Genomic DNA, 25,626 nt, shown 5'->3' on the forward strand with positions numbered 1-25,626 from the left:
ATGCGGCGATGTCATGCCATATAGGGTGCGGCGGCCTCGCTAGTAGATTCCGCCCTGTTGTTGCAAGAAGTCGCTATCGCCCTGGCGATCGGCCTTGCGCTGCACCGGGGCCGCCGCGACGGGTGCCGCTTCGGTATTGGCGGTGCGGCGGGTGCGGCGCGGATCGCTGTCCGGACGGAAGGCTTCCCAGATGATCGAGGAGAGCGGATCGTCGGTCGGCCAGCCAAATTGCACCGGCCGCCCGCTGCCGCGATCGATGCGGACCATGCGGATGCCCGGGGGCGCGGTGAACGGCAACGCCTCCATGCCGTCATAGGCGGGCACCGCGAATTCCTTGAAGATCGGCGCGGCGATCGAACCGCCCTGCGCATAGCCGCCGAGGTTCGAGGGCGTGTCATAGCCGAGATAGAGCCCGCCGATCATTTGCGGGGTGCCGCCGACGAACCACACGTCGGTCGGGCCCGTCGTCGTACCGGTCTTGCCCATCATTGGGCGGTTGAGGTCGCGCAGCACGGTCGCGGTGCCGCGCTGGATCACGCCTTCGGTGATGTGGACCATCTGGTACGCGACCATCGGGTCGATCACCTGCCGGGCGCGGACGATCGGGCGCGGCATGGCCTTGCCGTCCCAGTCGCGCGCGTTGCAGCCCGGGCACGCACGCCAGCCGGCGGGGAAGATCACCTTGCCGCGACGATCCTGGACGAAGTCGATCAGCGTCGGGTTGAGCGCGCGGCCCTGGTTCACCAGGATCGAATAGGCGTTGACCATGCGCAGCACCGTCGTCTCGCCCGCGCCCAGCGCATAGGAGAGGTACGGCGGCAGCCGGTTCTTCGAGACGCCGAGGCGCTGGATCGTGTCGACCACCTTGTCCATGCCGGTGGCGTTGGCGATCTGCACGGTCATCAGGTTGCGCGATTGCTCGATGCCCCAGCGCAGCGTGTGCGGGCCGGCGCCGCGGGCATTGCCGAAGTTGCGGAAGCACTTCTGGCCGAGCCCCGCGCCCTGCCAGACGCAGAACGGGCCGTCGACCACGATCGAGGCGGGCGTCATCCCGTTCTCGAGTGCTGCGGCATAGACGATCGGCTTGATCGTCGATCCCGGCTGGCGCGTCGCCTGGGTCGCGCGGTTGAACGCCTGGAGGCGCGAATCGAAGCCGCCCTGCATGGCGAGGATGCGGCCGGTCGAGGGATCCTCGACGACCATGCCGCCGGAGACCTTGGGCACGCTGCGCAGGGCCCATTGGCCGCCCTCGGGCGCGACGGCGAGGATGTCGCCGACCTTGATCGCGTCGAAGGCGTGGCCGCCCTTGCCGCGGATCGGCATCTGCGCGGCGCTCTCCGGCAGCGTGCCGGTGTCGCCATCGTCGAAGCCGAGCCGGGCGCTGCGCGAATCGCGGGCGATCACCACCGCCGCGCGCCAATTGTCGTAATCGACACCGATATTCTTGGAGGCGAAGGCCGAATACCAGCCATCGCCCTCGAACGGCACCTTGCCGATCGGCCCCGACCATCCGCGCCCGCGATCGAAGCGCAGCAGGCCATCGCGCAGCGCGCGCTGGGCATAGGCCTGGAGCTTCGGATCGAGCGAACTGCGCACCCACAGGCCGCCGTCATAAACGCTGTATGGCCCGTCCTCGCGCTTCTCGCCGAACTGGCGGGCGAGCTGGCGGCGGACTTCCTCGACGAAATAGCCCCCCACCCGCTCGAAGCGCGGGGTCTGGCGCGGCACGGTGCCGAGCGGCGAGGCGACCGCCTGGTCGTGCTGCGCCTGGTTGATGAAGCCGTTGCGCAGCATCTCGCCGAGTACCCAGTTGCGGCGATCGAGCGCGCGCTGGGTGTTGCGGTCGGGGTCGTAATTGGCCGGGCCCTTGGGCAGGATCGCCAGATAGGCCATCTGGGCCAGACTCAGCTTGTCGAGCGGCTTGCCGAAATAGGCGTCGCTCGCCGCCGCCACGCCGCCCGAATTGCGCCCCAGCTCGATGGCATTGAGGTACAATTCCATGATCTGCGGCTTGCTGAGCGTGTCCTCGATCCGCCAGGCGAGGATCGCTTCCTTCAGCTTGCGGGTATAGCTCGCCTCGTTGCCCACCGCGAGATTCTTGGCGACCTGCTGGGTGATGGTGGAGGTGCCGCGCGGCGTCTTGCCACGAATAATTCCCTCGCCCGCCGCGCGCACCAGGCCGGGGAAATCGAGCCCGTGGTGCGAGAAGAAGGTGCGGTCCTCGGCGGCCATGAAGGCGCGGACCAGCAACGGCGGAAATTCGGTATAGCTGAGCTGCACGCGCCGCATCTGGGCATAGGCATGGATCGGCGTGCCATCGGCGGAGCGGACATAGCTCGGCAGCTGGGGCTCATAGCTGCGCAGCTTGTTCACCGACGGCAGGTCGCGCGCGACGAGCAGCCAGACCGCGAACACCAGCAGCCCGGCGAGCAGCGCCAGGATCGCGAGCGCGCGGAACCACCAGCGCCGCCGCAGCCGCGCCCAGCGCCCGGGCGCGCGTTCGATACGGATGGTTTGGGGAGTGTCGCCGTCGGCCATGCGGCGCGCGGTGTAGCACCTTTTCGGGCGGAAGAAAGGGAGCCGCGCCCGGCGCTTGTCCCACCTCAGCGGGTGGCGAGGTAGATTTCGGTCGCCCGGCGCACCGCAGCGGCGAGCCGTTCGCGCCCCTCCGCCGATTCCAGCGACTGCGCATCGGCGTCGTTCGAGACATAGCCAAGCTCGAACAGCACCGACGGCATGTCGGGGGCCTTCAGCACCATCAGCGCCGCCATCCGCCGCGGCCGCGCATGCAAGTGCATCGCCGGCGCGACCTCCCGTGCGAGCAGATCGGCATAGCGGGCGGAGACCGCCATGGTACGGCGCTGGGCGAGATCGATCAGCAAGGAAGCGACATCGGCGCGCTCGCTGCCCAGATCGACGCCCGAAAGCAGGTCCAAGCGATTCTCCCGTGCCGCCATGCGCGCCGCTTCCTTGTCCGAAGCGACCTCCGACAGCGTGTAGAGCGTGCCGCCCGAGGCAAGCGGGTCCGCCGCGCTGTCGCAATGCAGCGACAGGAACAGCGTCGCGCCCAGGCGCCGCGCCATGTCGGTCCGCTGCTGGAGGGGAACATAGGAATCCCCATCCCGCGTCATGGCCACCCGCACCCGCCCGGAGGCAAGCAGCGCGCTGCGGATCGCGCGTGCCGCTTCAAGCGTGAGCGTCTTCTCCGCCAGGCCGTTCACGCCGATCGCCCCCGGATCGCGCCCGCCATGACCGGGATCGAGCACGACCAGCGGCAACCCTGCCGCGCCCTGCACCGGCGGCAGCGGACCGCCGCCCGCGGCAACCGGCGCGGGCATCGCGAGGCTGACGCTGTAATCCGGCATCCGCCAGGAAAAGCGGATCCTGTCATCGCCTGCGAGCGGAACGGACACGGCATCCGCCTCGACGCGGATGCTCTCCACCCCACCGGTCCAGCCGGGCAGACCGGTCAGCCAGCCGGCGAGCAGAAAGAGGATCCACGACACGGGGCCGCTATGCCGCGTCGCCCTGCGGCCGGTCCAGCCTCGAAATCGCCCCGAAATGCTTGGTTAACCCGATCCTAACCCCCATTTGGTACGAGCAAGGATCCAAATCCCCGCAAAAGCTTTGTGGCGCCCGAGGATCGAAATCTTCCAAAGTCGTCCCAGTTGCCGCAACGACATAGCGGTGCTAGGCAGGATATGCTTCCGGCACTGCGCCGGATCAGGCACGCGACGCTTCTTTGTCGCGACAGTTCAGGTTGACGTTCGCATGAGGCAATTTCCCCACCGTCCGCATCGCCAGGCCTTCGCGGCCGGCAGCGTGGCGATGGTGGAGCAAGGGGACCGCTGGTCCGCTCGTGCCCGTGCAGCAACAGCAGTTTTTGAAACCCGCGCCACCCGATTCGGCCTAGCCGGCCGCCGGGTGCGCTTCTTGTATCGCGCGCTCGCGCCCCATTCCTTCGAGGAACTGTGCCGGCGCGCCCGGAGAATCATAAATGACCATGCGTATGCTGATCGACGCACGCCACCGGGAGGAAACCCGCGTGGCCGTCGTCAAAGGGAATCGAATCGAGGAATTTGACTTCGAGTCCGCTGAGCGCAAGCAGCTCAAGGGCAATATCTATCTGGCGAAGGTGACGCGCGTCGAGCCGTCGCTGCAGGCGGCCTTCGTGGATTACGGCGGCAACCGTCACGGCTTCCTCGCCTTCTCGGAAATCCACCCCGACTATTACCAGATCCCCAAGGAAGACCGCGAAGCCCTGTTGCGCGAAGAGGCCGAGCACGCCGCGCAGGAAGCCGCGCTGCGCGAAGCCGATGGGGATGACGACGACGATCACCACGATCACGATCACGACGACCATGAAGATGGCGTCGAGATGGTCGAGCGTGCGCATGACGACGAGGAAAGCCCGGAAGGCGAAGACGCGCCGCAGGGCGGCCGCCGCCGTCGCGGTCGTGGCGGCAATGGCGACGAGGCGGAGGCGCTGCGCCAGCGCCGCATGAATCTGCGCCGCCGCTACAAGATCCAGGACGTGATCCGCCGCCGTCAGGTGCTGCTGGTCCAGGTCGTCAAGGAAGAGCGCGGCAACAAGGGTGCGGCGCTGACCACCTATCTCAGCCTCGCCGGCCGTTACTGCGTGCTGATGCCCAACACCGCGCATGGCGGCGGCATCTCGCGCAAGATCAACTCGGCCGCCGATCGCAAGCGCCTCAAGGGCATCATGGCGGACCTCAAGCTGCCCGCCTCGATGGGCTGCATCGTCCGCACCGCCGGCCTCCAGCGCACCAAGACCGAGATCAAGCGCGACTTCGACTATCTGGCGCGCCTGTGGGATGAGATTCGCGAACGCACGCTGACCTCGTCGGCCCCCGCGCTCGTCTATGGCGACAGCGACCTGATGAAGCGCGCGATCCGCGACATCTATAATCGTGACATCGACGAGGTGATCGTCGAGGGCGAGGAAGGCTATCGCCAGGCCAAGGACTTCATGAAGCTCCTGATGCCGAGCCATGCCCGCAAGGTGAAGCAATATGCCGATGCGGTGCCGCTGTTCCAGCGCGCCGGCGTCGAGGAGCAGCTGTCGGCGATGTACCACCCGGTGGTGCAGCTGAAGTCCGGCGGCTATCTGGTAATCAATCCGACCGAAGCTTTGGTCTCGATCGACATCAACTCGGGCCGTTCGACGCGCGAGCACAATATCGAACAGACCGCGACCGCGACCAACCTCGAGGCCGCCCAGGAAATCGCCCGCCAGCTCCGCCTGCGCGACATGGCGGGCCTGGTCGTCATCGACTTCATCGACATGGATCATTCGTCCAACGTCCGTAAGGTCGAGAAGGCGATGAAGGAGGCGCTGAAGAACGATCGCGCCCGCATCCAGGTCGGCCGCATCTCGCCTTTCGGCCTGATGGAGATGAGCCGCCAGCGCCTGCGCACCGGCGTGCTCGAAGCCTCCACCCGCACCTGCCCGCATTGCGAGGGCACCGGTCTGGTCCGTACCGCGTCGTCGGCGGGCCTGTCGGCGCTGCGCATGATCGAGGACGAGGCCGCCCGCGGCCGCGGCTCGCAGATCCTGCTGCGCGCCAGCCAGGAAGCGGCCTTCTACGTGCTCAACAAGAAGCGCGGCGAGCTGGCCGAGATCGAGGATCGCTACGGCGTGCTGGTCGAGGTCGAGGCGGACGGCGAGCTGGAAGGCGCACGCATGACGGTGGAGGCCTCGGGCCCGCCGCCGGCCTATGCGCCCAAGATCGAGCCGCTGATCGAGGAGCCGGAAGAGGACTTCGTCGAGGAGATCGAGGAAGAGGAAGAAGAGCTCAAGGCCGAGGCGGAAGCCGAAGCCGCGGAGCCGCGCGAGCGTGGCGAGCGGCCGGAGCGCGGCGAGCGGGACGGCGAAGGCCGCGGCAAGCGCCGTCGTCGTCGTCGCGGTCGGGGCCGCCGTGGTCGCGAGGAAGGCGAAGGCAGCCAGGACGAGCAGGCCGAGACCGAGGGCGCCGAGGGCGATTCGGATGTCGACGCCGAGGAGGCCGAGCCGGCCGACGTCGAGGCCATTGCCGAGACCGAGGAAACCGCAGCCCAGCGCGAGGAAGGCGAGCGCAACCGCAAGCGCCGTCGCCGCGGTCGTCGCGGTGGCCGTCGCGGTGCGGGTGAAGAGGGTGCCGAGCAGGCAGCCGACGACGCCGGCGAGCAGACGGAAGCCGAGGCGGATGCACCGGTCGCCGCTCCCGAGCCCGTCGCCGAAGCAGCACCCGCGCCCGCGGCGGTAGAGGCCGAGGCGGAAGCTCCGGCCAAGCCCAAGCGCACGCGTCGCAAGAAGGCGGACGTCGAGGCGGAAGCCGCCCCGGCCGCCGTCGAGACGCCCGCCGAGGAGGCACCCGCCAAGCCGAAGCGCACCCGTCGCAAGAAGGCGGATGTCGAGGCGGAAGCCGCTCCGGCAGCCGTCGAGGCGCCCGCCGAGGAGGCCCCGGCCAAGCCCAAGCGGACGCGTCGCAAGAAGGCGGACACCGTTGCAGAAGCGGCCCCCGAGGCGCCCGCCGTCGAAGCGCCGGTCGCGCAGGACGTGACCCCGGCAGCCGAAGAACCGGCCGCCGAGGAAGCATCGACCGAGGAAGGCCAGCCGCGCCGCGGCTGGTGGCAGCGGACCTTCGGCGCCTGAGCGAGATCCCCGGCGCGGCACGCCTGCCGCGCCGGGGCTTTCAGTGTAGGTTCAGGGCCTTATTGCCAGGGCGCCCTTTAAACGAGTCCCGGGAGTATCGATCATGGCGCGCATCCACCGATTGGCCACGCTGCTCGCGATGCTGTGCCTCGCGTCGTTCGCGTCGCGCCCGGCGATGGCGCAATCGGTGCTCCGCGATGCCGAAACCGAGGCGCTGCTGGCCGACATGGCCAAGCCGCTGTTCACCGCCGCCGGGCTCAACCCCGCCAACGGCAGGGTGGTGCTGATCGCCGATCCCTCGATCAACGCCTTCGTCGCGGGCGGGCAGATCGTCTATGTCAATGCGGGCCTGATCGACGCGGCGGATTCCGCCAACCAGGTCCAGGGCGTCGTCGCCCACGAAATCGGCCATATCGTCGGCGGGCACGCGGTGTTCCAGCGTGACGGCGGCTATGGCAATATCTCCATTCTCAGCCTGCTGCTCGGCGCCGCGGCGATGGCGGCGGGTTCGGCCGAGGCCGGCACCGGCATCCTGATGGCCGGCCAGCGCGCCGCGATCGGCAAATATCTGGCCTATAGCCGGGTGCAGGAATCCTCGGCCGACGCGGCCGGCGTGCGTTTCCTCAACACCGCCGGAATCACCGGCAAGGGCATGCTCGGCTTCTTCGACAAGCTGACCCAGGAGATGCACCGCTACGGCTATTACAGCACCGATCCCGAGGTCGACCCCTTCGCGCAGACCCACCCGATGTCGCAGGATCGCGTGCAGACGCTCAAGGCCGATCTCGAAACGTCGCCCAACTGGAACAAGCCGCTAGACCCCGATCTCGAACGCCGTTTCAAGCGCGTCCAGGCCAAGCTGCGCGGCTATACCAACGATCCCAAGAAGACGCTGCGGATCTATCCCAAGACCGACAACTCGATCCCGGCGCATTATGCGCGCGCCTATGCCTATCACCAGTCGGGCTATCCCGAGCAGGCCGCCGAGGAAACCGCGGCACTCGTGAAGCTGGCGCCCAACGACCCCTATTTCCTCGAGCTGCAGGGGCAGATCCTGCTCGAATCGGGCCAGCCCCAGGCCTCGCTCGATCCGCTGCGCAAGGCGACCCAGCTGTCCAACAACGCGCCGCTGATCGCGAGCACCTTCGGCCACGCGCTGGTCGCGACCGAAGACAAGGCCAACCTGAAGGAAGCCGAGCAGGTGCTGCGCGACTCGCTTACCCGCGACCGCGACAACCCCTTTGCCTGGGTCAATCTTGGCACGGTCTATGATCGCGAGGGCGACGAGCCGCGCACCGCGCTCGCCACCGCCGAGCGCGCCAATCTGATCGGCGATGCGCGCACCGCGATGGTCAGCGCGCGGCGGGCGATGGGCGGCTTGCCGCAAGGCTCGCCCGAATGGATCCGCGCGCAGGACATCGCGATGGTCTCCGAACAGGCGATGAAAGACGACAAGCGCAACAAGGGACGCGGCGGGCAATAATGAATCAGTCGAAGCTGTTCTTCGGCAGCGCGCTGCTGCTCGCCGCGGTACTCGGTGGCCTGGTCGTGCTGGGACTGCAGGCGATGCTGCCGGGGATCGGCGGCAACAGGGCGCAGGTCGAGCGGATCGTCCACGCCTATCTGCTCGAAAATCCGGCGATTCTGCGCGACATGATGGAGAAGCTCCAGCAGCAGGAAAATGCCGAGGCGGCAAAGGCGCAGGATAGTGCGCAGGCCGCCGTTCCCGCCGCGCTGCCGGCGCTGACCAAGCCCTTCGCCAGCGCCTGGGCGGGCAATCCGAACGGCGACGTCACCGTCACCGTGTTCATGGACTATGCCTGCGGCTATTGCCGCGCGAGCCTGCCGGGCCTCGCCGAGCTGATCGCCAAGGATCCGAACGTGCGCGTCGTCTACCGCGAATATCCGGTGCTCGGCGAAGCCAGCGTCGTCGCCGCACGCTTTGCGCTGGCCGCCGCGCAGCAGGGCAAGTTCCGCGCCTTCCACGATGCGCTGTTCGCCAGCGGTGGTCCCAGCAACGCGACGATCAGCGACGCGCTCGCCAAGGCCGGGCTCGACCCGGCCGCGACGCAGAAGCTCGCGAACAGCGAGAGCGTAGCCAAGGAAATCGACGCGAACCACCAGCTCGGCGCCAGGCTGGCGATGAACGGCACGCCCGCCTGGGTGGTCGGCAAGCAGATCCTGTACGGCGCGCGCGACTATCAGGCGCTGGTGGACGCGGTCGCGATCGCACGCAAGACGAAGTAAGGGTCCGACCCCTGACAAAAGCGTATCCTCCCCCGCCAGGGGGAGGTGGCCCGCGCCAGCGGGTCGGAAGGGGAGGATGCCAGAACGACAGCCATCGTGCTTCCTCCCCCTCCGTCGCCTTCGGCGCCACCTCCCCCTGGCGAGGGAGGATAGGGCTTCAACGCAAATGGCCTATCGTCGAAGGACTTGGCCGCACACCTTGCCCCAGGATGAACGCCACCCTAGCTAACGGGCTCCTTCCGGCCGGGGCCACATCCATGCAACCCATCCTGTCGCTACGCCAGGTCTCCAAGACCTACGCGTCGGGCCATACCGCGCTCGACCATGTCGATCTCGACATCCACCGGGGCGAAATCTTCGCCCTGCTCGGGCCGAACGGCGCGGGCAAGACCACGCTCATTTCGATCATCTGCGGCATCGTCACCCCCAGCACCGGCACGATCCTGGTCGACGGGCACGACGCGATCCGCCAGCCGCGCGCGGCGCGTTCGAAGATCGGGCTGGTACCGCAGGAAATCGCAGTCGACATGTTCTCGCGCGTCGGCTCCGCCGCCCGCTATTCGCGCGGGCTGTTCGGCAAGGCGCCCGACCATGCCTATTGCGACCAGCTCCTCAAGGACCTGTCGCTGTGGGACAAGCGCGACGCCAAGATCATGGAGCTCTCGGGCGGGATGAAGCGCCGGGTGATGATCGCCAAGGCGCTCAGCCACGAGCCAGACATCCTGTTCCTCGACGAGCCGACCGCGGGCGTCGACGTCGAGCTGCGCCGCGACATGTGGAAGCTGATCGGCCGCCTGCGCGACCGCGGCACCACGATCATCCTGACCACCCACTATATCGAGGAGGCCGAGGAAATGGCCGACCGGGTGGGCGTGATCAACAAGGGCAAGCTGCTGCTGGTCGAGGAGAAGACCGCGCTGATGAAGAAGCTGGGCAAGCGCGAGCTGGATCTCAGCCTGATCGAGCCGCTCGCCGCCATCCCCGCCGAGCTCGGCGAATGGCAGCTGAGCCTCGCCGACGAAGGCCACAAACTGCGCTACACCTTCGACGCGCAGGCCGAACGCACCGGCATCCCGTCGCTGCTCCGCAAGCTGCACGACCTGAACATCGCCTTCAAGGATCTCGACACGTCCAAGTCGAGCCTGGAGGACATCTTCGTCGACCTGGTGGGGGCACAGGCATGAACGGCATCAACTTTCCCGGCATCTGGGCGATCTACAAGTTCGAGATGGCCCGCACGATCCGCACGCTCTGGCAGTCGATCGCGACGCCGGTGATCACCACCTCGCTCTATTTCGTCGTGTTCGGCGGGGCGATCGGCAGCCGGATCGATGCGATTCACGGCGTGAATTACGGCAGCTTTCTGGTGCCAGGCCTGATCATGCTGTCGCTGCTGATGCAGAGCATCGCCAATGCCTCGATCGGCATCTACTTCCCCAAATTCACCGGCACGGTGTTCGAGCTGCTCTCGGCGCCGATCTCGGCGACCGAGCTGGTGGTGGGGTTCGTCGGCGCGGCGGCGACCAAGTCAGTGGTGATCGGGCTGATCATTCTCGCCACCTCGGCGCTGTTCGTGCCGCTGCGGGTCGACCATCCCGGCGCGATGCTCGCCTTCCTGGTGCTGACCGCGGTGACGTTCAGCATGTTCGGCTTCATCATCGGCATCTGGGCGAAGAGCTTCGAGCAGCTCAACATCGTGCCCTCGCTGCTGGTGACGCCGCTGACCTTTCTGGGAGGTGCCTTCTACTCGATCGACATGCTGCCCGAGCCCTGGCACACGGTGAGCCTGTTCAACCCGGTGGTCTATCTGGTCAGCGGCTTCCGCTGGAGCTTCTTCGGGCATGGCGATGTCGGCATCGCCTGGAGCCTCGGCTTTACCGGCATCTTCCTGCTGCTGTGCCTGGGGTTGATCGTGTGGATCTTCCGCACCGGCTATCGCCTAAAGAACTAATCAAGAATAACCTCTGCATATTACTTCGATGAACAAGTGCGATTAAGATTTTAACCTCATTTTTCAACTGCAATTCTGTTTCCAGCAACACAAATTCGCGGAACCTGGAAACAAACCGGAAGTTTTGTGCCGTGCATGACCACCTGGAACAGCCAGGGGCGCATGCGTCTTTGCCAGGGTCGCCCTGGACGCACCAATTTTCGGGAATGAACTGATGCTGTGGTTTGAAGCTGTTGCCCCCATCCGGCAGAAGACGCTGGTCGCTTTCGGATCTGTCGCCGCCATCGTCCTGGCGACGGCGCTCGCCGCCGCGCTGTTGCCGGCCTGGTGGGGCATCGCCACAGCCTTTCTCGGTGCCGGCGGCGCGCTGCTGCTGGGGATGCGCTTCCGCAAGGCGATCTGCGATCCCTATGTGACCACCGTCGTCCGCATGGAGGCGCTGGCCGCCGGCGATCTCGACAGCGAGATCCGCTTCACCGACTATAAGGACTGTGTCGGCCGGCTAACCAAGGCAATGTTCACCTTCCGCGATGCCGCCGTGACCCAGCAGCAGATGGCCGCGCAGCAGACCGAGATCGTCCGCATCGTCGGCGAGCATCTCGGCGCGCTGGCGGCCGGCGACCTGACCCGCCCGATCACCGATCCGTTCCCCGCCGCCTATGAGGCGCTACGACTGAGCTACAACGAGACGCTGGACGCATTGGGCGCGGTGATCGGTGCCGTCTCCCTCAGCACCCAATCGATCCGTACCGGCTCGTTCGAGATCGCGGCCGCGTCCGAAGATCTGGCGCGTCGCACCGAAGGCAACGCCGCGAGCCTGGAAGAGACGTCCGCCGCGACCAGCGAGATGGCGGAGCGCCTGCGGGCCAGCGCCTCGGCGTCGCTCCAGACCGTCCAGAGCGCCGGCCAGGCGATCGCCACCGTCGCGGCCGGGCGCGGCATGGCGGAAGAGGCCGTTGCCGCGATGACCCTGGTGAGCGAAAGCGCGACGGGAATCGACAGCGTGATCGAGGGCCTCGACAAGATCGCGTTCCAGACGCGCGTGCTAGCGATGAACGCCGCGGTCGAAGCAGGCCGCGCCGGCGAGGCGGGCCGCGGCTTCGCGGTAGTCGCCGATCTGGTCTCGGCGCTGGCGATGCGCGCCGAGGAAGAGGCGAAGCGCGCTCAGGAGCAGCTCACCGTCACCCAGACCGGCATCGTGTCCGCCGTCCAGGTCGTCCGCCGCGTCGATGGGGCGCTCGCCGATATCGCGGGCAACGTCCAGACGGTGCATGCCCTGGTCGAGCGCATGGCGACCGACAACCAGGCGCAGTCGTCCGCGATCACCGAGATCAGCGCCGCGGTCGCGTCGATGGATCGCAGCACCCAGCAGAACGCCGCGATGGTCGAGCAGACCTCGGCGGCGGCGCGCAACCTGAGTTCGGAAGTGGCGATGCTGGCGGAAAACGCCGCGAAGTTCACCGTCGCCGAGCCGGACGTTGCGGCACGGCCGCCGGTGCTCCGCCCGACGCGCGGCAACCGCGCGCGCCCGGTCGCGCTCGCCGCCTGAGCATCATGGCCCCGCCGGCGCTGCGCGCACCCGCGGGGCTAGCGGCCCGACCTCAGCGCACCACCGGCAACGTCACCGCAGAGCCGCCGCACACCCGCTGCGTCGCCTTGCGGTAATCCTCGGGTTTTGCCTTGTAGATGTTCGGCACAAAGGTCTGGGGGTTGCGGTCGATCACCGGGAACCAGCTCGACTGGACCTGCACCATGATCCGGTGGCCCTTCTTGAACACATGATCGTGGTCGCGCAGCGGGAAGTCCCAGGCGGTCACCTGGTCCGGTACCAGCGGCGTCGCCTGCTCGAAGCTCTTCAGGTACCGGCCCCGACGGACCTCCATCGCAATCGGCAGCTCATAGCCGTTGAGGCCCTTGGCGTACGCGCCCAGCGCCGTCGGCGCCTTCTCATAGTCCTCCGGGAACACGTCGATCAGCTTGACCACGAAGTCGCTGTCGGTGCCGCTGGTCGAGGCCATCAGCTTGGCGGTGACCTGGCCAGTGACGGTCAGGTCGTTCTCCAGCGGCGCGGAGACGTAGCTGAGCACGTCCGGCCGGTCGTCGACGAAGCGCTGGTCTTCCGCCTCCCACCAGCGCCAGTCGGGCGTGGCATAGGTGGCGGACATCGGTCGCGGGCGGAACGGCACCGGGCGGGCGGGGTCGCTCACATAGTCGCGGCAGCCCTCCCCTTGCGCGGGTGCGGTGAAGCTGAGCGCGCCATCCGCATGCAGATAGAGGTTGGTCGCCTGTGCGTTGGCGAGCGGGTATTTCTGGTAGGTCTTCCACTGCCAGGAACCCGACTGGAAGCTCTTCAGCGCAAAGTCGGGCTTGGTGCCGGTGCCGTGCAGCCAATAGGCGAAGAAGGGCGCTTCGATCTGCTCGATGAACTGGGTGCCGCTGTCGACGCCGAACGAAATCCGCCCCAGGCTGTTCGCGGGGGTATGCCAAGTGCCGTGCGCCCAGGGCCCGGCGACCATCAGGGCAAGCGTGTTCGGATCGTTGGCGCGCTGCTTTTCCCAGATCTTCCAGCTGCCCCAGGGATCCTCCTGGTCCCAATAGCCCGCGACGTTGAGCGTCGGCACGGTCGTCTTGCCGAGCGCGTTCGACCAGACCTGCTTCTTCCAATGATCGTCATAGTCGGGATGCTCGATCATCTCGCGGTAGCGGGGCGCCCGGCCCTTGAAGTATTTCTTCTCGATCTCGTCGGGCGAGCCGGCGTGCAGGAACCAGTCATACGTGTCGTAGCGATCGTAGAGGCTGATGCCCTCGTTCGTCGTCTTGTCGGCCTGCAACCCGTTCACCCAGTCGCTGGCATAGGTCAGCCGCATCGCGCCCCAGCGGTGGAGATCGTCGTTCTTCCAGTAATCGATCCACGCGGCCTGCGGGCTGGTCGCCTTCAGCGCCGGGTGCGGCTTGGCGAGCGCGATCGCCGCGGTGAAGCCGGGATAGGAGACGCCCCACATGCCGACCTTGCCGTTGTTGGGTTTCACGTTCTTCACCAGCCAGTCGATCGAATCATAGGCATCGGTGGCCTCATCGACCGCGCCCTTGCCGGTCTTCACCTCGGTGGAGAGGGTGAACGGTCCGCCTTCGGACTTGAAGCGGCCGCGCATGTCCTGAAATACGAAGATATAGCCGTCGCGCACCAGCGGCGCCCAGCTGTTCGGCACGCGCCCCGGCGCGGCGTCGGGCGAGCCATAGGGGCTGCGCTGGAACAGGATCGGCAGCGGGCCCGTGGCGCCCTTGGGCCGCAGGATGACGGTGTGGAGCTTCACCCCGTCGCGCATCGGGACCATCGCCTCCTCGAAGGTGAAGGGCGCCTCGCCGACGGCCGGAGACTGCTGGGGCGGCGCGGCGGCCGCGAGAGGCGCGGCAAGCGCCGCGAGTGCTACGGTAACCAGCCAATGCCGCATGTTCGTCCATCCCCCCCGAAAAGCGAGGGTGACTTAGTGCGACAAGACGCCGCCGGGATCAAGCGGCGGCGTCTTGGTCCTGCGTCAGTCGACGCGGTGTTCGCCCTTCACCCAGCGCACCGTGCCCGAGCTGGCGCGCATCACCACGCTCTCGGTGGTCATCTTGCCGCGCACCCGCTTCACGCCCGCGAGCAGCGAGCCGTCGGTCACGCCGGTTGCCGCGAAGATGCAGTCGCCCTTGGCGAGTTCGTCCAGCGAGTAGATCTTGTCCAGATCCTCGATGCCCCACTTGGCTGCACGCGCACGCTCGTCCTCGTTGCGGAACACGAGGCGGCCCTGGAACTGCCCGCCGACGCAGCGCAGCGCCGCACAGGCGAGCACGCCCTCGGGCGCGCCGCCCTGGCCCATATAGACGTCGATGGTGGTGTCGGGATCGCTGGTCGCGATCACGCCGGCGACGTCGCCGTCCGGAATCAGCATGATGCCGCAGCCGATGCCGCGCAGTTCGGCGATCAGCTTTTCGTGACGCGGGCGATCGAGCACGCAGGCGATGATCTCGCTGGGCTTCACGCCCTTGGCGGCGGCGATCGCCTCCACATTCTCGGTCGGCGTCTTGTTGAGATCGATCACGCCCTGCGGATAGCCGGGGCCGACCGCGATCTTGTCCATGTACACGTCGGGGGCGTTGAGCAGGTTGCCCTCTTCCGCCACCGCCAGCACCGCCAGCGCGTTCGGGCCGGCCTTGGCCGTGATCGTGGTGCCTTCGAGCGGATCGAGCGCGATGTCGATCTTCGGGCCCTTGCCGATCGCGGATCCCACCTTCTCGCCGATATAGAGCATCGGCGCCTCGTCGCGCTCGCCCTCCCCGATGACCACGGTGCCGTCCATGTAGAGCTGGTTCAGCGCCTCGCGCATCGCCTCGACGGCGGCGGCATCGGCGGCCTTCTCGTCGCCCCGGCCGATCAGGCTGGAGGCTGCAATCGCCGCGGCTTCGGTGACGCGCACCATTTCGAGCACGAGGACACGGTCGAGGACATGGCTTGCGTTCGGCATCGCTTGGGGATTCCCTTTTCGATTTGTGCGTTGCGATAGGGGGCCCATCTCCCCCTGTCGAGCAGTGCTAGCGTTGTCAGCAAATCTTGCAAAAGGACTTTAGTGATTTGCGGAGAAGTTTGCGCTAGAGTTGCGTGAAATCGTGGGGGGCCGACACGATGTTGCTGCCTTTGATGCTGATTGCTCAACAAAGTGCCGTGTCGACCATATTGGCCGACTATCATTCGCGCACCCAGGCGGAAATTCCGTGCCGCGCGCCGAACGATCAGGGCGAGATCGTCGTCTGCTCGCGGCGCGAGGCCGATCGGTATCGCGTCCCCTTTGTCTCGCCGGATCTCAGCCGCGACTCGGATGCCGCGCGCCTCAACCGGCTGATCGGCGATCCCGTGCAGCAGGGTTTCACCCCCTGCGGCGAAGGCGCGTTTACGGTGCGGTGCGGCAAGGTCGGCGTCACCGCCACCGTCGGCTTCGACGGCAAGGTGAAGATGCAGCAGCGCGAGCTCGCGCCATGACCTGCACCAAATGCCTGCACGCCTGCGCAACCAGCTGCGTTTCGGCGCGTTGCTTGGCCGGGACACAACAGGAGGGCATATGTTGTTGATCGCATTGGCGCTCCAGAGCGCTACCATGGCCGGCGCCATCAGCGCTGCGGAAGCGACGCGGTCGCGGATCGTCCGCGCGACGCTCAAGCGCTCGGCGCGCCCGCGACCCGAGGCGTCCCCGCTGATCAGCACCTGCGATGTGGAGCGCGACTGCGGCACGCGCGCCGCCCGCAATCGCTTTCGCCTGACCGACGCACGCGAGCCGGTGATCGATCGCCGGCTGGAGATGATCCGGGCGGCCGAAGGCCCGAGCTGCAACCGCACCGGCATGCCGGTCTGCCCGGGCAGCGGCCGACGCCTGCTCAAGTTGGCCTACTGACCGCCGCGCGCGCGGCTCACGCGTCGAGAATGTGCATCCACATCGGCTCGCTGGTGAGGCTCTGCGACCCCCGCAGCTTTTCCAGCGCCTGGGCGATACTCCGTTCCGGCGCCTCGTGCGTGACGATGGCGACCAGCGCGCTGCCGTCCGGGCTCACGCCGCGCTGGATCAGGCTTTCGATCGAGACCCCGGCATCGCGCATCGCCGCCGCGATCTCGGCCAGCACGCCGACCCGATCGGCAACGGTGAAGCGCACATAGGAGCGGCCACGGCGCTCCCCGCTGTCCGCTGCGGTCTGCGCGACGAGCGCGGTCGCCGGCATGGCATAAGGCGGGCCGAACTCGCCACGCGCGATATCGATCAGGTCCGCGACCACCGCGCTGGCGGTAGGCCCATCGCCGGCGCCCGCCCCCTGGAACAGCAGCCGGCCGACGAAATTGCCTTCCGCCACCACCGCGTTGGTCGACCCGGTGACGTGCGCCAGCGGGTGGCTGAGCGGCACGAGATGCGCATGGACGCGCTGGAACAGCCCGTGCGGCCCCGCATCGGCGATACCGAGCAGACGCACGCGGTAGCCGAGCGTCGCCGCCTCCGCGATGTCGGCCGCGAGGATGTGGCGGATGCCGCTTGCCTTGAGATCGCCAAATGCCGGCTGGGTGCCGAAGGCGAGGCTGGCAAGGATCGACAGCTTGTGCGCCGCGTCGATGCCGTCGATGTCGAAGGTGGGATCGGCCTCGGCATAGCCCAGCGCCTGCGCCTCGGCGAGGATCTCGGCGAAGTCGCGACCCTCGGCTTCCATCTTGGACAGGATGAAATTGCAGGTGCCGTTGAGGATGCCATAGACACGACCGATCGCGTTGGCCGCCGCGCCTTCCCGAAGGCCCTTGATCACCGGCACGCCGCCGGCCACCGCCGCTTCAAACTTCAGCGCGACCTTCGCGCCTTCCGCGGCTTCGGCAAGTTCAAGGCCGTGGTGCGCGATCATCGCCTTGTTGGCAGTGACGAAGCTCTTCTTGGCACCGAGGGCCGCGCGCGCCAGCGCCAGCGCCGGACCATCCGATCCGCCGACCAGCTCCACCACCACGTCCGCATTGGCATGGCGGGCGAGCTCGACGGGATCGTCGACCCAGTCGAAGCGGGAAAGATCGATGCCGCGATCCTTGCTGCGATCCCGGGCGGAGACGGCGACGACCTCGATCGGGCGGCCCGCGCGGCGGCTGATCAGCTCGGCATTGGCGTCGAGCAGGCGAATCACGCCGCCGCCCACGGTTCCGAGCCCCGCCAGTGCCACGCGCAACGCTTCCGCCATTCCTCGTTCCTCTTGAATTCATATGACAAGGCGGCGGCCGAGCGCTTCTCGCCCTGCCGCCGCCTGTCCGTCCCTAGCGCCTTCCCTTCACAGAAGGAAAGACAGATTTTGTCGCGGCGACATGCCGCCACGCGCTGATTATTTCTTGATCAGGCCGATTTCGACCAACCGCTCGTGCAGGTAGCCATGGGCGGTGATCGGCTCGGGATAGCGGTTCGGGTTCTCGGCGCTGATGCAGCCGGGCAGCGTCTCGATCAGGAAATCGGGTGCCGGGTGCAGGAAGAACGGCATCGAGTAGCGCGAATGGCCGCGGCGCTCCGCCGGCGGATTGACGACGCGGTGCGTGGTCGAGGGCAGGACGTGGTTGGTCAGGCGTTGCAGCATGTCGCCGACATTGATCACCATCGCGCCTTCGGGCGGCTTTACCGCCAGCCACTTTCCGTCGCGATCGAGCAGCTCCAGACCCGCTTCCTCGGCGCCGAGCAACAGGGTGATGAGGTTGATGTCCTCATGCGCGCCCGCGCGCACTTCGGGCGCATCGGCATCGACCGGCGGATAATGGAGCAGGCGCAGCACGGAGTTGCCGTCCTTCACTGCCGTGTCGAACCAGTCGGGTGCGAGGCCGAGATAGCGCGCGACCGCCGAGAGCAGCTGGTCCCCCGCGGTGTCGAAGGCGGTGAACAGCTCGACGAATGTCTCGCGAAAGCCCTCGGGCTGGGTCGGCCAGATATTCGGCGCCATGACGTCGCCATAGCGGTGCCCGGCAGCCAGTTCGCGACCGATGTGCCAGAATTCCTTGAGGTCGACATGGGTTGCGCCCTTGGCGATCTCGGTCTTGAACGGGGTATAGCCACGCGCACCGCCGCCGCCGGCGAGGAAATAGCCGCGCTTTTCCGCTTCCGGCAGGTCGAAGAACGCCTTGGTGAGCGTCCAGGCGCGGTCAATCAGTTCCTGCGGCACGCCGTGATCGCGCACCACCGCAAAGCCGAAGCGCTGGAACGACTGGCCGAACGCCTGGGCGAAGCCCTCGGGATCGTCTGCCTGCGCCTTCAGCGACAGCACCGGGATTTCGGTGAGAGTGTCCAACATGATAGTCTCCGAACGCAAAAGCGGGCCGTTAGTCGTGCCCCCGCCGACTTCACAAGCCTGGGAAGATTCCCAATGGCCCGGCCGTCTGTGCCGATACCGGGATCAGCGGCCGACCTGCATCAGCCCCTTGGTCTTGCCGTCCCCGGCTGCGCTCAGCTGCAGCGCGAAGGGCTGGCCGTCATCGGTGGTGCCGATCAGGTTATCGTCCTTGGTGGTCACCTTGAAGCCCTGCTTGGTCATGTTGTCGCGGAACCAGTCGCGAACGACGGTCGGCGCAGCCGGGCTCTCGAACTCGACGATCACCTCGCCATCCTTCTCGCCGCTCTTGTCTCCGCCCTTGTCGTTGACCTTGAGGTTCTTCAGCGTCGATCCCGGATAGAGGGTCACGCCGTCGATATCGAAATTCTTGGCGTCGAGCGGCATCTTGGGCAGCGTGATCGACCCCTGGATGCCCGGCGCCTTGATCTGGATGCGGCCATTGGCGTCGGTGGAGATGACGCTGTTGCCGTCGGTATCGTTGCCGTCGAAGTTGATGTTCGCGCTGCCATGGCACCCGGCAAGGGCAATCGGCAGCAACAGCGGTAGGAAAAGGCGATTCATCGGGGCGGCTCCTGCGGCGGTTCCACCCCGCAATGTTGGTGCGCGGGCACCCACGTCAACCTGAAAAAGGGTGACGTAGCGAAAGGCTTGGGCCATTGGCGGGCCATGCAGACGCCGCATCTTAGCACCGCATCGGCGGGTCAGGCTCCGTTGCGCTTCGGCGAGTTCGTGCCGCTGGCCGCGGCGCTGATGGCGCTCACCGCACTCGGTATCGATTCGATGCTGCCGGCCCTGCCGGCGATCGGCGCCAGCCTTGGCATCGACTCCGCCAACCATCGCCAGTTCGTGATCACGGCCTTCCTGATCGGGTTCGCCGTGGCCCAGCTTGCCTATGGGCCGCTTTCCGATCGCTTCGGGCGGCGGCCGGTGCTGCTGGTCGCGCTCGGCTGCTATGTGGTGACCTGCGCGATCGCGGCCATCTCGGGCAGCTTCGTGCTGCTGCTGGTGGCCCGCGTCGCCATGGGTACCGCGGCGGCGGGCGCGCGAGTCGTCACCGTCGCGCTGGTGCGCGATTGCTATGCCGGACGCGCGATGGCGCGGGTGATGAGCCTGGTGTTCATCGTGTTCATGGCGGCGCCGATCTTCGCACCGGCGGTCGGGCAGGTAATCCTCAGTGCGGGCGGATCGTGGCGGACGATCTTTTGGGGCATCGGCGGCATCGCCGGACTCGTCCTGCTCTGGTTTGCGCTGCGCATGCCCGAAACGCTCGGCACCGATTCGCGACAATCGCTGCATCCGGCGCGCGTTCTGGCCGATTACGGACTGATGCTGCGCGATCGGGCGGCAGTCGGCTACACCATTGCGATCGCGTTGCTCTCGGGCGCGCTGTTCGGCTTCATCGGATCGGTGCAGCAGGTGATGACCGACGTCTTCCACCGGCCGGAACTGCTGACGGTGGTGTTCGCCGCGGTCGCCAGCACGATGGCGGTGGGCTCGTTCCTCAATTCGCGCATCGTGATGCGGCTGGGTACACGCGTCATTTCGCACACCGCGCTGAGCCTGCTCACGCTGGTGGCCGCCGTGCATCTTGCCGTCACGCTGCTGGGTTGGGAGACGCTGTGGAGCTTCGCCGCGCTGCAGGCGCTGATGATGGCATGCTTCGGCCTCGCCACCTCGAACTTCTCGGCCATGGCGATGGAAAAGATGGGCGCGATCGCCGGCACCGCCTCCAGCCTGCAAGGCTTCGTGACGACGTTGGCCGGCGCGCTGATCGGCGCGGCGATCGGTCAGGCGTTCGATGGCACCACCATCCCCCTGTATAGTGGTTTTCTGCTGATGGGTGGGCTCTCGCTCGTGGTAGTAGCGGTGACGGAGCGCGGACGGATGTTCCGCCCCAGCTGAGTCGGAACGCAGCCGGGGGCCGCGCCGTTGCACCTACGAATCCCGGCGATCCCCGCCGGGCAAGCAATGAGGTTTGGCGATGAGCGGCACCCAGGGTCCCGGCGACGACGTGTTTGACGCGGAAGGCTATGACGAGAGCCAGCGCGCCGAAATCCTCGAAGTGACCGGCGACGGCCCGGACGACGGCGCCCTGCTGACCGATCTGAATCCGGATCTCGGCGGCAGCGAGGATGACGACGACGATCTCGACGAACTCTCCATGACCGACGACGAATATGGCGAGGAAGACGACGACGCCGACGAGGATGAGGACGACCTCGACGAGGACGACATCCAGGATGATTTCGACGACGAAGAGGTCGACGAGGACGATCTGGACGAGGAACTCGACGATCCCGACGACGTCGCGCTGCGTCCCTGACTCTTGACGGCATGGCGCGGCGGGCGGAGGCTCGCCGCGCCATGCCCATCGATCCCCGAGTCGACGCCTATATCGACGCGAGCGCCGATTTTGCGCGGCCGCTGCTGCTGTGGATGCGGGAACGGGTGCACGCCGCCATGCCGACGGTGGAGGAATCGATCAAATGGGCGCGGCCGGCCTTCCTGTCCGGCGGTCGCCCGTTCGCGATGATGGTGGCGTTCAAGGCGCATGCCGGCTTCGGCTTCTGGGAGCATGGCGCCGGCGCATGGGACCAGAACGGCCAGGGCGGTGCGGTCGAACAGTTCCGCCGGATCACCAGCTTCGCCGACCTGCCGGACACCGCCACGTTCGAAGCGATGGTGCGCGCAGCAGCCCTGCGACTGGTGTCGGGCGAGCAGCCCAGGCGCCCGCCCGGCAAGCCCCGCGCTCCCTTGCCCGTCCCCGCCGAACTCGCTGCGGCGCTGGCCGAGGACAGCGCTGCGCGTGCTGTTTTTGAGGGTTTCCCACCGAGCTGCCGCCGCGACTATTGCGAATGGATCGGCGAGGCGAAACGCCCGGAGACGCGGGCACGCCGCGTTGGCCAGGCCATCCTATGGCTGCGCGAAGGCAAGCGCCGGAACTGGCAATATGCATCCGTCCTGTCGCCTGGCCGGTAACCAGCCGCTTTCCGATTGAGGAACCGGCGCATCCGGTGTTTCGTTCGCACATTCCTGAACTGGAAGAGACTCGGATGCGCCTGATACCTGTCCTGCTTACCGCCTGCTCGCTCGCCGCCTGTTCCTCGGGCCTGCCCCCGGCCGCCGACAACGGCACTGCGCCGGGCAATGATCTGGCAGCGGTCAACCAGACCGCGCCCGCCGCCACCGAAGAACCGGCCGCCAACGTGCAGTTCGAGCCGCTGAACCCGCCCGCGCCCGGCCAGCCCGGCGGCCTGCCGGACGACCGCACCCCGGTGAGCGAAGGTAAGTTCACACCTGACAGCGCCCAGGGCGCGGCCAATGTCGTGCAAACCTATTATGCGCTGATCGAAAGCGGCCGCTACGACCAGGCATGGGCGCTGTGGAGCGATGGCGGCAAGGCCTCGGGCGGAGACGCACAGGCCTTCGCAGCCCGTTTTGCACCCTATTCCGAATATCACGCCAATATCGGCGCACCCGGCCAGATCGAAGCCGGGGCGGGGCAGCGCTACGTCACCGTGCCGGTGCAGGTCTATGCGCGCGTCAAGGCGACGGGCAAGCCGTTCTACCAGCTCGGCGAAGTCACGCTCCACCGCGCCGGCGACATCGACGGTGCCACGCCCGAGCAGCGCAGCTGGCACATCCGTGCCATCAAGTTCGGGAACGATCCGGGCAAGCCGGGGCAGTGATCAGCCGCTAAGGGCGTTGCGAAGCGCGTCCAGATCGGCATTGTCGATCGGCTGCCCCAGCGCATCGGTCGCATGTTTCACCGGGGCCGGCGACTTGGCGGCATCGCCCATGCCGGCGACGCTGATCGCGGTCCACACCACCCCCGCAGCCCAGAGCAGGGCCGCCCAGCGGCTGCGGAAAAGGGCGGCGGGGCGGGACGGCAGCATGGCGCGGACCCTGCTCCCCCCGGGATGAATGCCGCGCTACGCTCCATGGTTACCGCCCAAGGATTCGACATGCCCCGTTTTTCCCGCTCGATCACCGCAACCCCGGACGACATCGACATACTGGGCCATGTCAACAATGCGGTCTGGGTGTCCTGGATCCAGGACATCGCCGTGGCGCATTGGGAAGCGCTGGCCACCAAGGACGAGCAGGAGTCCCTCGTCTGGGTCGTGACCCGGCACGAGATCGACTATCGCGGCAATGTCCGCGCCGGCGAGACGGTGACGGGAGAAACCTGGGTACCCGAGCCGCCGCGGGGCGCGCGGTTCAACCGCCACGTCCGCTTCCTCGGCGGGGATGGCAGGGTGCGGGTGGAGGCGGTGACCACCTGGGCGCTGCTCGACCGCGCCTCCGGGCGATTGCTGCGGGTGCCGGCCGCACTCGGCGCGCGGTTCCTGGAAGGTGGCGCTGACGAAGCGAGTCGCTGACGCGACGAACCGTGGTTCGCGGTGCGCCGGAACTGACGTATCGTAGCGATATGAGTTCGGTTCGCGCGTTTTCGCCGGTGGCGTTGTTGCTACCCCTGCTGCTTTCGGCCTGCATTTTCGGCGGCGGCGGCGGCGAGAAGCGACCGGCCCCAGCGCCGACGCGCCCGCGGGGCAGTCCGCCGATCACGCTCAACCGCCCTACCCCGCGCGATACGCAGCAATGCTTTAAAGATCTCTCGCGCGCCGGGGTGCGGTTCAGCGCCATGCCGGATCGCGACTATGGCGGCGGCTGCATCGTCGAGGGCGCGGTGCAGCTGATCGACATCGGCGTGCCGGTGGGCGGCATCAAGGGGATGCGCTGCCCGCTCGCCCGCGCCTTTACCGGTTGGGTGCAATATGCCGTCGCGCCCGCCGCCCGGCAGATTCTGGGGAGCGACCTAGTCCGGGTCGATACGTTCGGCACCTATGTGTGCCGGGCGATCGTCGGCGGCACCCAGGCGGGCACCAAGCTTTCCGAACATGGCCGCGCCAATGCCGTCGACGTATCGGGCTTCGTGCTGAAGGACGGCCGGCGGATCACCATCCTCAAGGACTGGCAGAACCCCGATCCGGCGATCCGCCGCTTCCTCGAGACGATCCATGGTTCCGCCTGCAGACGTTTCGCTACCGTATTGAGCCCCAACTATAATTACGTCCATCGCGACCATTTCCATCTCGATATGGGGCGGGGCCCGTTCTGCGCCTGAGGCTTTCCAAGCCGCACGGATGCGCCTAATCCGCCGGTAATGAGCGATACGAGAGTCCCGTCGCGCGTCTTCCGCCCTGCCCAGCAGGAAGCCGAAGCCGCCAATACCGCCACCGGCACCCCGCAGACCGAACACCCCGCCTACCGGCTCGCCTTCCAGGACATGGATTTCCTGCTGCGCGAGGACCTGCGGCCGGTGCGCTTCCAGCTGGAGCTGCTCAAGCCGCAGCTGCTGCTGGACGAGGCGAACATCGCCTCCACCTTCGTCATCTACGGATCCGCGCGCATTCCGGAGCCTGCCAAGGCCGAAGCGGTGCTGGCGCTGGCCGAGACCGAGCAGCAGAAGCGGATTGCCGAGAGCCTGGTCGCCAAGTCCAAATATTATGACGTCGCCCGCGAGCTGGGCCGGCTGGCGAGCAACTTTCCCGTGGACACGGCCGGCAAGCGCCACTTCGTCGTCACGTCGGGCGGGGGGCCCTCGATCATGGAAGCGGCGAACCGCGGCGCGCGCGACGTGGGTGCGGAGACGATCGGCCTCAACATCGTGCTGCCGCACGAGCAGGCGCCGAACCCGTACGTCACGCCGGGGCTGAGCATGCAGTTCCACTATTTCGCGTTGCGCAAGATGCACTTCCTGCTGCACGCGCGCGCCGTTGCCGTGTTCCCGGGCGGCTTCGGCACGTTCGACGAAAGCTTCGAGCTGCTGACGCTGATCCAGACCGGCAAGGTCGATCCGATCCCGGTGCTGTTCTACGGCAAGGAATTCTGGAACCGCGTCGTCAATTTCGAGGCGCTGTGCGACGAAGGCGTGATCTCGCCGCGCGACCTGAACCTGTTCCGCTTCTGCGAAACCGCCGAGGAAGGCTGGGAAATCGTCCAGGACTTCTGGCGGAACAAGGAAACGGCGCAGGGCTGATCGCCGTCGGGAGGCTCGCGCTGGCGCCGCATCGCGCTATAGCGCGGGCATGACCGATCCGATGATCCGCATCGCCGAGGCGCTCGAACGGCTGGCGCCGCCCCCGGCCCCGCCCGCCGACCTCGAAGCCCACCCCGCCTATGTGTGGCGCGGCCGCGATCTCGTGCCCGCTCGCGCCTTCGCCTCCACGCCGCTGGCGCTGCTGCAGGGGGTGGAGAAACAGCGGGCGGCGTTGCTCGCCAATCTGGAACGCCTCGCCGCCGGCCATGCCGCGCAGGACGCGCTGCTGTGGGGCGCGCGCGGCACCGGCAAGTCGGCGCTGGTCAAGGGCGCGGTGGCCGAGGTGCAGGCGCAAGGGGGCCGCCTGGCGCTGGTGGAGGCCGCGACCACCCATCTCGACACCCTGCCCGATCTGTTCGCCCTGCTCGCCACGACGGATCGCCCCTTCGCGATCTTCCTCGACGATCTCGGCTTCGACGCCGCTGCCGATGCGCGGGCGCTACGCTCGCTGCTCGAAGGCGGGGCAGAGGCGCGTCCGGCGAACTGCCGCCTGCTGGTAACCTCCAACCGCCGCCATCTCCTCCCGCGCGACATCGAGGCCCAGTCCAGCGCGATCAATCCGCGCGATTCGATCGACGACGATCTCGCCCTGGCGGACCGGTTCGGCCTGTCGCTCGGCTTCCATGTCGTCGACCAGGACACCTATGTCGCGATCGTGCACGGCTATGCCGAGGCGCATGGCCTGGTGTTCGACCCCCAGGATGCGATCCAATGGGCAACCCGGCGCGGCAGCCGGTCGGGCCGCGTTGCGTGGCAATATGTCGTGGAGCTGGCCGGACGGCAGGGGAAGCGGCTGTAGTCGGGCCC

Annotated in this window: 24 protein-coding genes; 16 read left to right on the plus strand and 8 right to left on the minus strand. The window is 67.4% G+C overall.

Going from position 1 to position 25,626, the window contains the following annotated elements; genetic code table 11:
* Positions 1 to 39: 39 nt before the first annotated feature.
* A complete protein-coding gene (locus tag A7X12_RS04605) occupies positions 40 to 2,538 on the minus strand; it encodes a penicillin-binding protein 1A (RefSeq protein ID WP_064310462.1) in 2,499 nt (832 codons plus the stop codon).
* A gap of 65 nt (positions 2,539 to 2,603) precedes the next feature.
* Positions 2,604 to 3,506: an N-acetylmuramoyl-L-alanine amidase family protein gene (locus tag A7X12_RS04610; RefSeq protein WP_232318360.1), complete on the minus strand. Its 903-nt coding sequence runs from the start codon at positions 3,504 to 3,506 to the stop codon at positions 2,604 to 2,606.
* Between the two features lie 491 nt (positions 3,507 to 3,997).
* Between A7X12_RS04610 and A7X12_RS04615 the strand changes: the two genes are divergently transcribed.
* From A7X12_RS04615 to A7X12_RS04640, 6 genes are all read left to right on the plus strand, one after another.
* Positions 3,998 to 6,655: an Rne/Rng family ribonuclease gene (locus A7X12_RS04615; RefSeq protein WP_232318361.1), complete on the plus strand. Its 2,658-nt coding sequence runs from the start codon at positions 3,998 to 4,000 to the stop codon at positions 6,653 to 6,655.
* 103 nt (positions 6,656 to 6,758) lie between these two features.
* Positions 6,759 to 8,138: a M48 family metalloprotease gene (locus A7X12_RS04620; RefSeq protein WP_064310463.1), complete on the plus strand. Its 1,380-nt coding sequence runs from the start codon at positions 6,759 to 6,761 to the stop codon at positions 8,136 to 8,138.
* Positions 8,138 to 8,902 carry a DsbA family protein gene (locus A7X12_RS04625; RefSeq protein ID WP_064310464.1) on the plus strand — a complete coding sequence of 255 codons (765 nt, stop codon included), beginning with the start codon at positions 8,138 to 8,140 and terminating at the stop codon, positions 8,900 to 8,902. Before A7X12_RS04620 ends, A7X12_RS04625 begins: the two co-directional genes overlap by 1 nt.
* Before the next feature lie 257 nt (positions 8,903 to 9,159).
* Positions 9,160 to 10,086 carry an ABC transporter ATP-binding protein gene (locus A7X12_RS04630; RefSeq protein WP_064310465.1) on the plus strand — a complete coding sequence of 309 codons (927 nt, stop codon included), beginning with the start codon at positions 9,160 to 9,162 and terminating at the stop codon, positions 10,084 to 10,086.
* On the plus strand, positions 10,083 to 10,853 hold the full coding sequence (locus A7X12_RS04635; protein ID WP_064310466.1) for an ABC transporter permease: 771 nt from the start codon (positions 10,083 to 10,085) through the stop codon (positions 10,851 to 10,853). Before A7X12_RS04630 ends, A7X12_RS04635 begins: the two co-directional genes overlap by 4 nt.
* A gap of 214 nt (positions 10,854 to 11,067) precedes the next feature.
* Positions 11,068 to 12,402, plus strand: a complete 1,335-nt coding sequence (locus A7X12_RS04640; protein WP_064310467.1) for a methyl-accepting chemotaxis protein — start codon at positions 11,068 to 11,070, stop codon at positions 12,400 to 12,402.
* A 52-nt stretch (positions 12,403 to 12,454) separates the two neighbouring features.
* Here A7X12_RS04640 and A7X12_RS04645 read toward each other — a convergent pair whose 3' ends face one another.
* Together A7X12_RS04645 and glpX are read right to left on the minus strand one after the other, a co-directional pair.
* A complete protein-coding gene (locus A7X12_RS04645) occupies positions 12,455 to 14,305 on the minus strand; it encodes a CocE/NonD family hydrolase (protein WP_064310468.1) in 1,851 nt (616 codons plus the stop codon).
* Positions 14,306 to 14,389: 84 nt separating this feature from the next.
* Entirely contained in the window at positions 14,390 to 15,358 is a 969-nt protein-coding gene (glpX, locus tag A7X12_RS04650) for a class II fructose-bisphosphatase (RefSeq protein ID WP_064310469.1), read from the minus strand.
* Between the two features lie 197 nt (positions 15,359 to 15,555).
* On the opposite strand from glpX, the gene A7X12_RS04655 reads away from it, so the two are divergent.
* Together A7X12_RS04655 and A7X12_RS04660 are read left to right on the plus strand one after the other, a co-directional pair.
* Positions 15,556 to 15,870, plus strand: coding sequence for a hypothetical protein (locus A7X12_RS04655; RefSeq protein WP_232318362.1), 315 nt, complete (start codon positions 15,556 to 15,558; stop codon positions 15,868 to 15,870).
* A gap of 79 nt (positions 15,871 to 15,949) precedes the next feature.
* On the plus strand, positions 15,950 to 16,279 hold the full coding sequence (locus A7X12_RS04660) for a hypothetical protein (RefSeq protein ID WP_064310471.1): 330 nt from the start codon (positions 15,950 to 15,952) through the stop codon (positions 16,277 to 16,279).
* Positions 16,280 to 16,295: 16 nt separating this feature from the next.
* On the opposite strand, the gene A7X12_RS04665 is transcribed toward A7X12_RS04660, so the two are convergent.
* The 3 genes from A7X12_RS04665 to A7X12_RS04675 form a co-directional block, all read right to left on the minus strand.
* Positions 16,296 to 17,588, minus strand: coding sequence for a homoserine dehydrogenase (locus A7X12_RS04665; protein WP_064310472.1), 1,293 nt, complete (start codon positions 17,586 to 17,588; stop codon positions 16,296 to 16,298).
* Positions 17,589 to 17,726: 138 nt separating this feature from the next.
* On the minus strand, positions 17,727 to 18,677 hold the full coding sequence (locus A7X12_RS04670; RefSeq protein WP_064310473.1) for an isopenicillin N synthase family dioxygenase: 951 nt from the start codon (positions 18,675 to 18,677) through the stop codon (positions 17,727 to 17,729).
* A 102-nt stretch (positions 18,678 to 18,779) separates the two neighbouring features.
* The gene (locus tag A7X12_RS04675) at positions 18,780 to 19,277 is read right to left on the minus strand and encodes a hypothetical protein (RefSeq protein WP_064310474.1); all 498 of its coding nucleotides are present in this window, start codon (positions 19,275 to 19,277) and stop codon (positions 18,780 to 18,782) included.
* A 105-nt stretch (positions 19,278 to 19,382) separates the two neighbouring features.
* On the opposite strand from A7X12_RS04675, the gene A7X12_RS04680 reads away from it, so the two are divergent.
* The 4 genes from A7X12_RS04680 (at position 19,383) to A7X12_RS04695 (ending at position 22,405) form a co-directional block, all read left to right on the plus strand.
* Positions 19,383 to 20,618 (plus strand): multidrug effflux MFS transporter, encoded by a 1,236-nt coding sequence (locus tag A7X12_RS04680; RefSeq protein ID WP_064310475.1) that lies wholly within the window; start codon positions 19,383 to 19,385, stop codon positions 20,616 to 20,618.
* A 79-nt stretch (positions 20,619 to 20,697) separates the two neighbouring features.
* Positions 20,698 to 21,039 carry a hypothetical protein gene (locus A7X12_RS04685; RefSeq protein ID WP_064310476.1) on the plus strand — a complete coding sequence of 114 codons (342 nt, stop codon included), beginning with the start codon at positions 20,698 to 20,700 and terminating at the stop codon, positions 21,037 to 21,039.
* Between the two features lie 41 nt (positions 21,040 to 21,080).
* Positions 21,081 to 21,695, plus strand: coding sequence for a YdeI/OmpD-associated family protein (locus tag A7X12_RS04690; RefSeq protein WP_064310477.1), 615 nt, complete (start codon positions 21,081 to 21,083; stop codon positions 21,693 to 21,695).
* 74 nt (positions 21,696 to 21,769) lie between these two features.
* Entirely contained in the window at positions 21,770 to 22,405 is a 636-nt protein-coding gene (locus A7X12_RS04695; RefSeq protein WP_064310478.1) for a hypothetical protein, read from the plus strand.
* On the opposite strand, the gene A7X12_RS04700 is transcribed toward A7X12_RS04695, so the two are convergent.
* Positions 22,406 to 22,612, minus strand: coding sequence for a hypothetical protein (locus A7X12_RS04700; protein WP_064310479.1), 207 nt, complete (start codon positions 22,610 to 22,612; stop codon positions 22,406 to 22,408).
* A 69-nt stretch (positions 22,613 to 22,681) separates the two neighbouring features.
* On the opposite strand from A7X12_RS04700, the gene A7X12_RS04705 reads away from it, so the two are divergent.
* Genes A7X12_RS04705 through A7X12_RS04720 form a run of 4 tightly spaced genes read left to right on the plus strand, consistent with a single transcriptional unit; the run spans position 22,682 to position 25,618 of the window.
* Complete coding sequence (locus tag A7X12_RS04705) at positions 22,682 to 23,098, plus strand: acyl-CoA thioesterase (RefSeq protein WP_064310676.1); 417 nt, start codon at positions 22,682 to 22,684, stop codon at positions 23,096 to 23,098.
* 50 nt (positions 23,099 to 23,148) lie between these two features.
* The gene (locus A7X12_RS04710; RefSeq protein ID WP_064310480.1) at positions 23,149 to 23,844 is read left to right on the plus strand and encodes an extensin family protein; all 696 of its coding nucleotides are present in this window, start codon (positions 23,149 to 23,151) and stop codon (positions 23,842 to 23,844) included.
* Between the two features lie 39 nt (positions 23,845 to 23,883).
* Complete coding sequence (locus tag A7X12_RS04715; protein ID WP_064310481.1) at positions 23,884 to 24,759, plus strand: LOG family protein; 876 nt, start codon at positions 23,884 to 23,886, stop codon at positions 24,757 to 24,759.
* 49 nt (positions 24,760 to 24,808) lie between these two features.
* Entirely contained in the window at positions 24,809 to 25,618 is an 810-nt protein-coding gene (locus A7X12_RS04720; protein ID WP_064310482.1) for an ATP-binding protein, read from the plus strand.
* The last annotated feature ends 8 nt before the right edge of the window (positions 25,619 to 25,626 follow it).

Source organism: Sphingomonas sp. TDK1 (assembly GCF_001650735.1).
Lineage (GTDB): Bacteria > Pseudomonadota > Alphaproteobacteria > Sphingomonadales > Sphingomonadaceae > Sphingomonas.

Excerpts from the sequence above, each read along its gene's own strand:
- A7X12_RS04605 (WP_064310462.1), bottom strand. The coding sequence starts at position 2,538 with ATGGCCGACGGCGACACTCCCCAAACCATCCGTATCGAACGCGCGCCC.
- A7X12_RS04615 (WP_232318361.1), top strand. The coding sequence starts at position 3,998 with ATGACCATGCGTATGCTGATCGACGCACGCCACCGGGAGGAAACCCGC.
- A7X12_RS04620 (WP_064310463.1), top strand. The coding sequence starts at position 6,759 with ATGGCGCGCATCCACCGATTGGCCACGCTGCTCGCGATGCTGTGCCTC.
- A7X12_RS04625 (WP_064310464.1), top strand. The coding sequence starts at position 8,138 with ATGAATCAGTCGAAGCTGTTCTTCGGCAGCGCGCTGCTGCTCGCCGCG.
- A7X12_RS04630 (WP_064310465.1), top strand. The coding sequence starts at position 9,160 with ATGCAACCCATCCTGTCGCTACGCCAGGTCTCCAAGACCTACGCGTCG.
- A7X12_RS04635 (WP_064310466.1), top strand. The coding sequence starts at position 10,083 with ATGAACGGCATCAACTTTCCCGGCATCTGGGCGATCTACAAGTTCGAG.
- A7X12_RS04640 (WP_064310467.1), top strand. The coding sequence starts at position 11,068 with ATGCTGTGGTTTGAAGCTGTTGCCCCCATCCGGCAGAAGACGCTGGTC.
- A7X12_RS04645 (WP_064310468.1), bottom strand. The coding sequence starts at position 14,305 with ATGCGGCATTGGCTGGTTACCGTAGCACTCGCGGCGCTTGCCGCGCCT.
- glpX (WP_064310469.1), bottom strand. The coding sequence starts at position 15,358 with ATGCCGAACGCAAGCCATGTCCTCGACCGTGTCCTCGTGCTCGAAATG.
- A7X12_RS04660 (WP_064310471.1), top strand. The coding sequence starts at position 15,950 with ATGTTGTTGATCGCATTGGCGCTCCAGAGCGCTACCATGGCCGGCGCC.
- A7X12_RS04665 (WP_064310472.1), bottom strand. The coding sequence starts at position 17,588 with ATGGCGGAAGCGTTGCGCGTGGCACTGGCGGGGCTCGGAACCGTGGGC.
- A7X12_RS04670 (WP_064310473.1), bottom strand. The coding sequence starts at position 18,677 with ATGTTGGACACTCTCACCGAAATCCCGGTGCTGTCGCTGAAGGCGCAG.
- A7X12_RS04675 (WP_064310474.1), bottom strand. The coding sequence starts at position 19,277 with ATGAATCGCCTTTTCCTACCGCTGTTGCTGCCGATTGCCCTTGCCGGG.
- A7X12_RS04680 (WP_064310475.1), top strand. The coding sequence starts at position 19,383 with ATGCAGACGCCGCATCTTAGCACCGCATCGGCGGGTCAGGCTCCGTTG.
- A7X12_RS04685 (WP_064310476.1), top strand. The coding sequence starts at position 20,698 with ATGAGCGGCACCCAGGGTCCCGGCGACGACGTGTTTGACGCGGAAGGC.
- A7X12_RS04690 (WP_064310477.1), top strand. The coding sequence starts at position 21,081 with ATGCCCATCGATCCCCGAGTCGACGCCTATATCGACGCGAGCGCCGAT.
- A7X12_RS04695 (WP_064310478.1), top strand. The coding sequence starts at position 21,770 with ATGCGCCTGATACCTGTCCTGCTTACCGCCTGCTCGCTCGCCGCCTGT.
- A7X12_RS04700 (WP_064310479.1), bottom strand. The coding sequence starts at position 22,612 with ATGCTGCCGTCCCGCCCCGCCGCCCTTTTCCGCAGCCGCTGGGCGGCC.
- A7X12_RS04705 (WP_064310676.1), top strand. The coding sequence starts at position 22,682 with ATGCCCCGTTTTTCCCGCTCGATCACCGCAACCCCGGACGACATCGAC.
- A7X12_RS04710 (WP_064310480.1), top strand. The coding sequence starts at position 23,149 with ATGAGTTCGGTTCGCGCGTTTTCGCCGGTGGCGTTGTTGCTACCCCTG.
- A7X12_RS04715 (WP_064310481.1), top strand. The coding sequence starts at position 23,884 with ATGAGCGATACGAGAGTCCCGTCGCGCGTCTTCCGCCCTGCCCAGCAG.
- A7X12_RS04720 (WP_064310482.1), top strand. The coding sequence starts at position 24,809 with ATGACCGATCCGATGATCCGCATCGCCGAGGCGCTCGAACGGCTGGCG.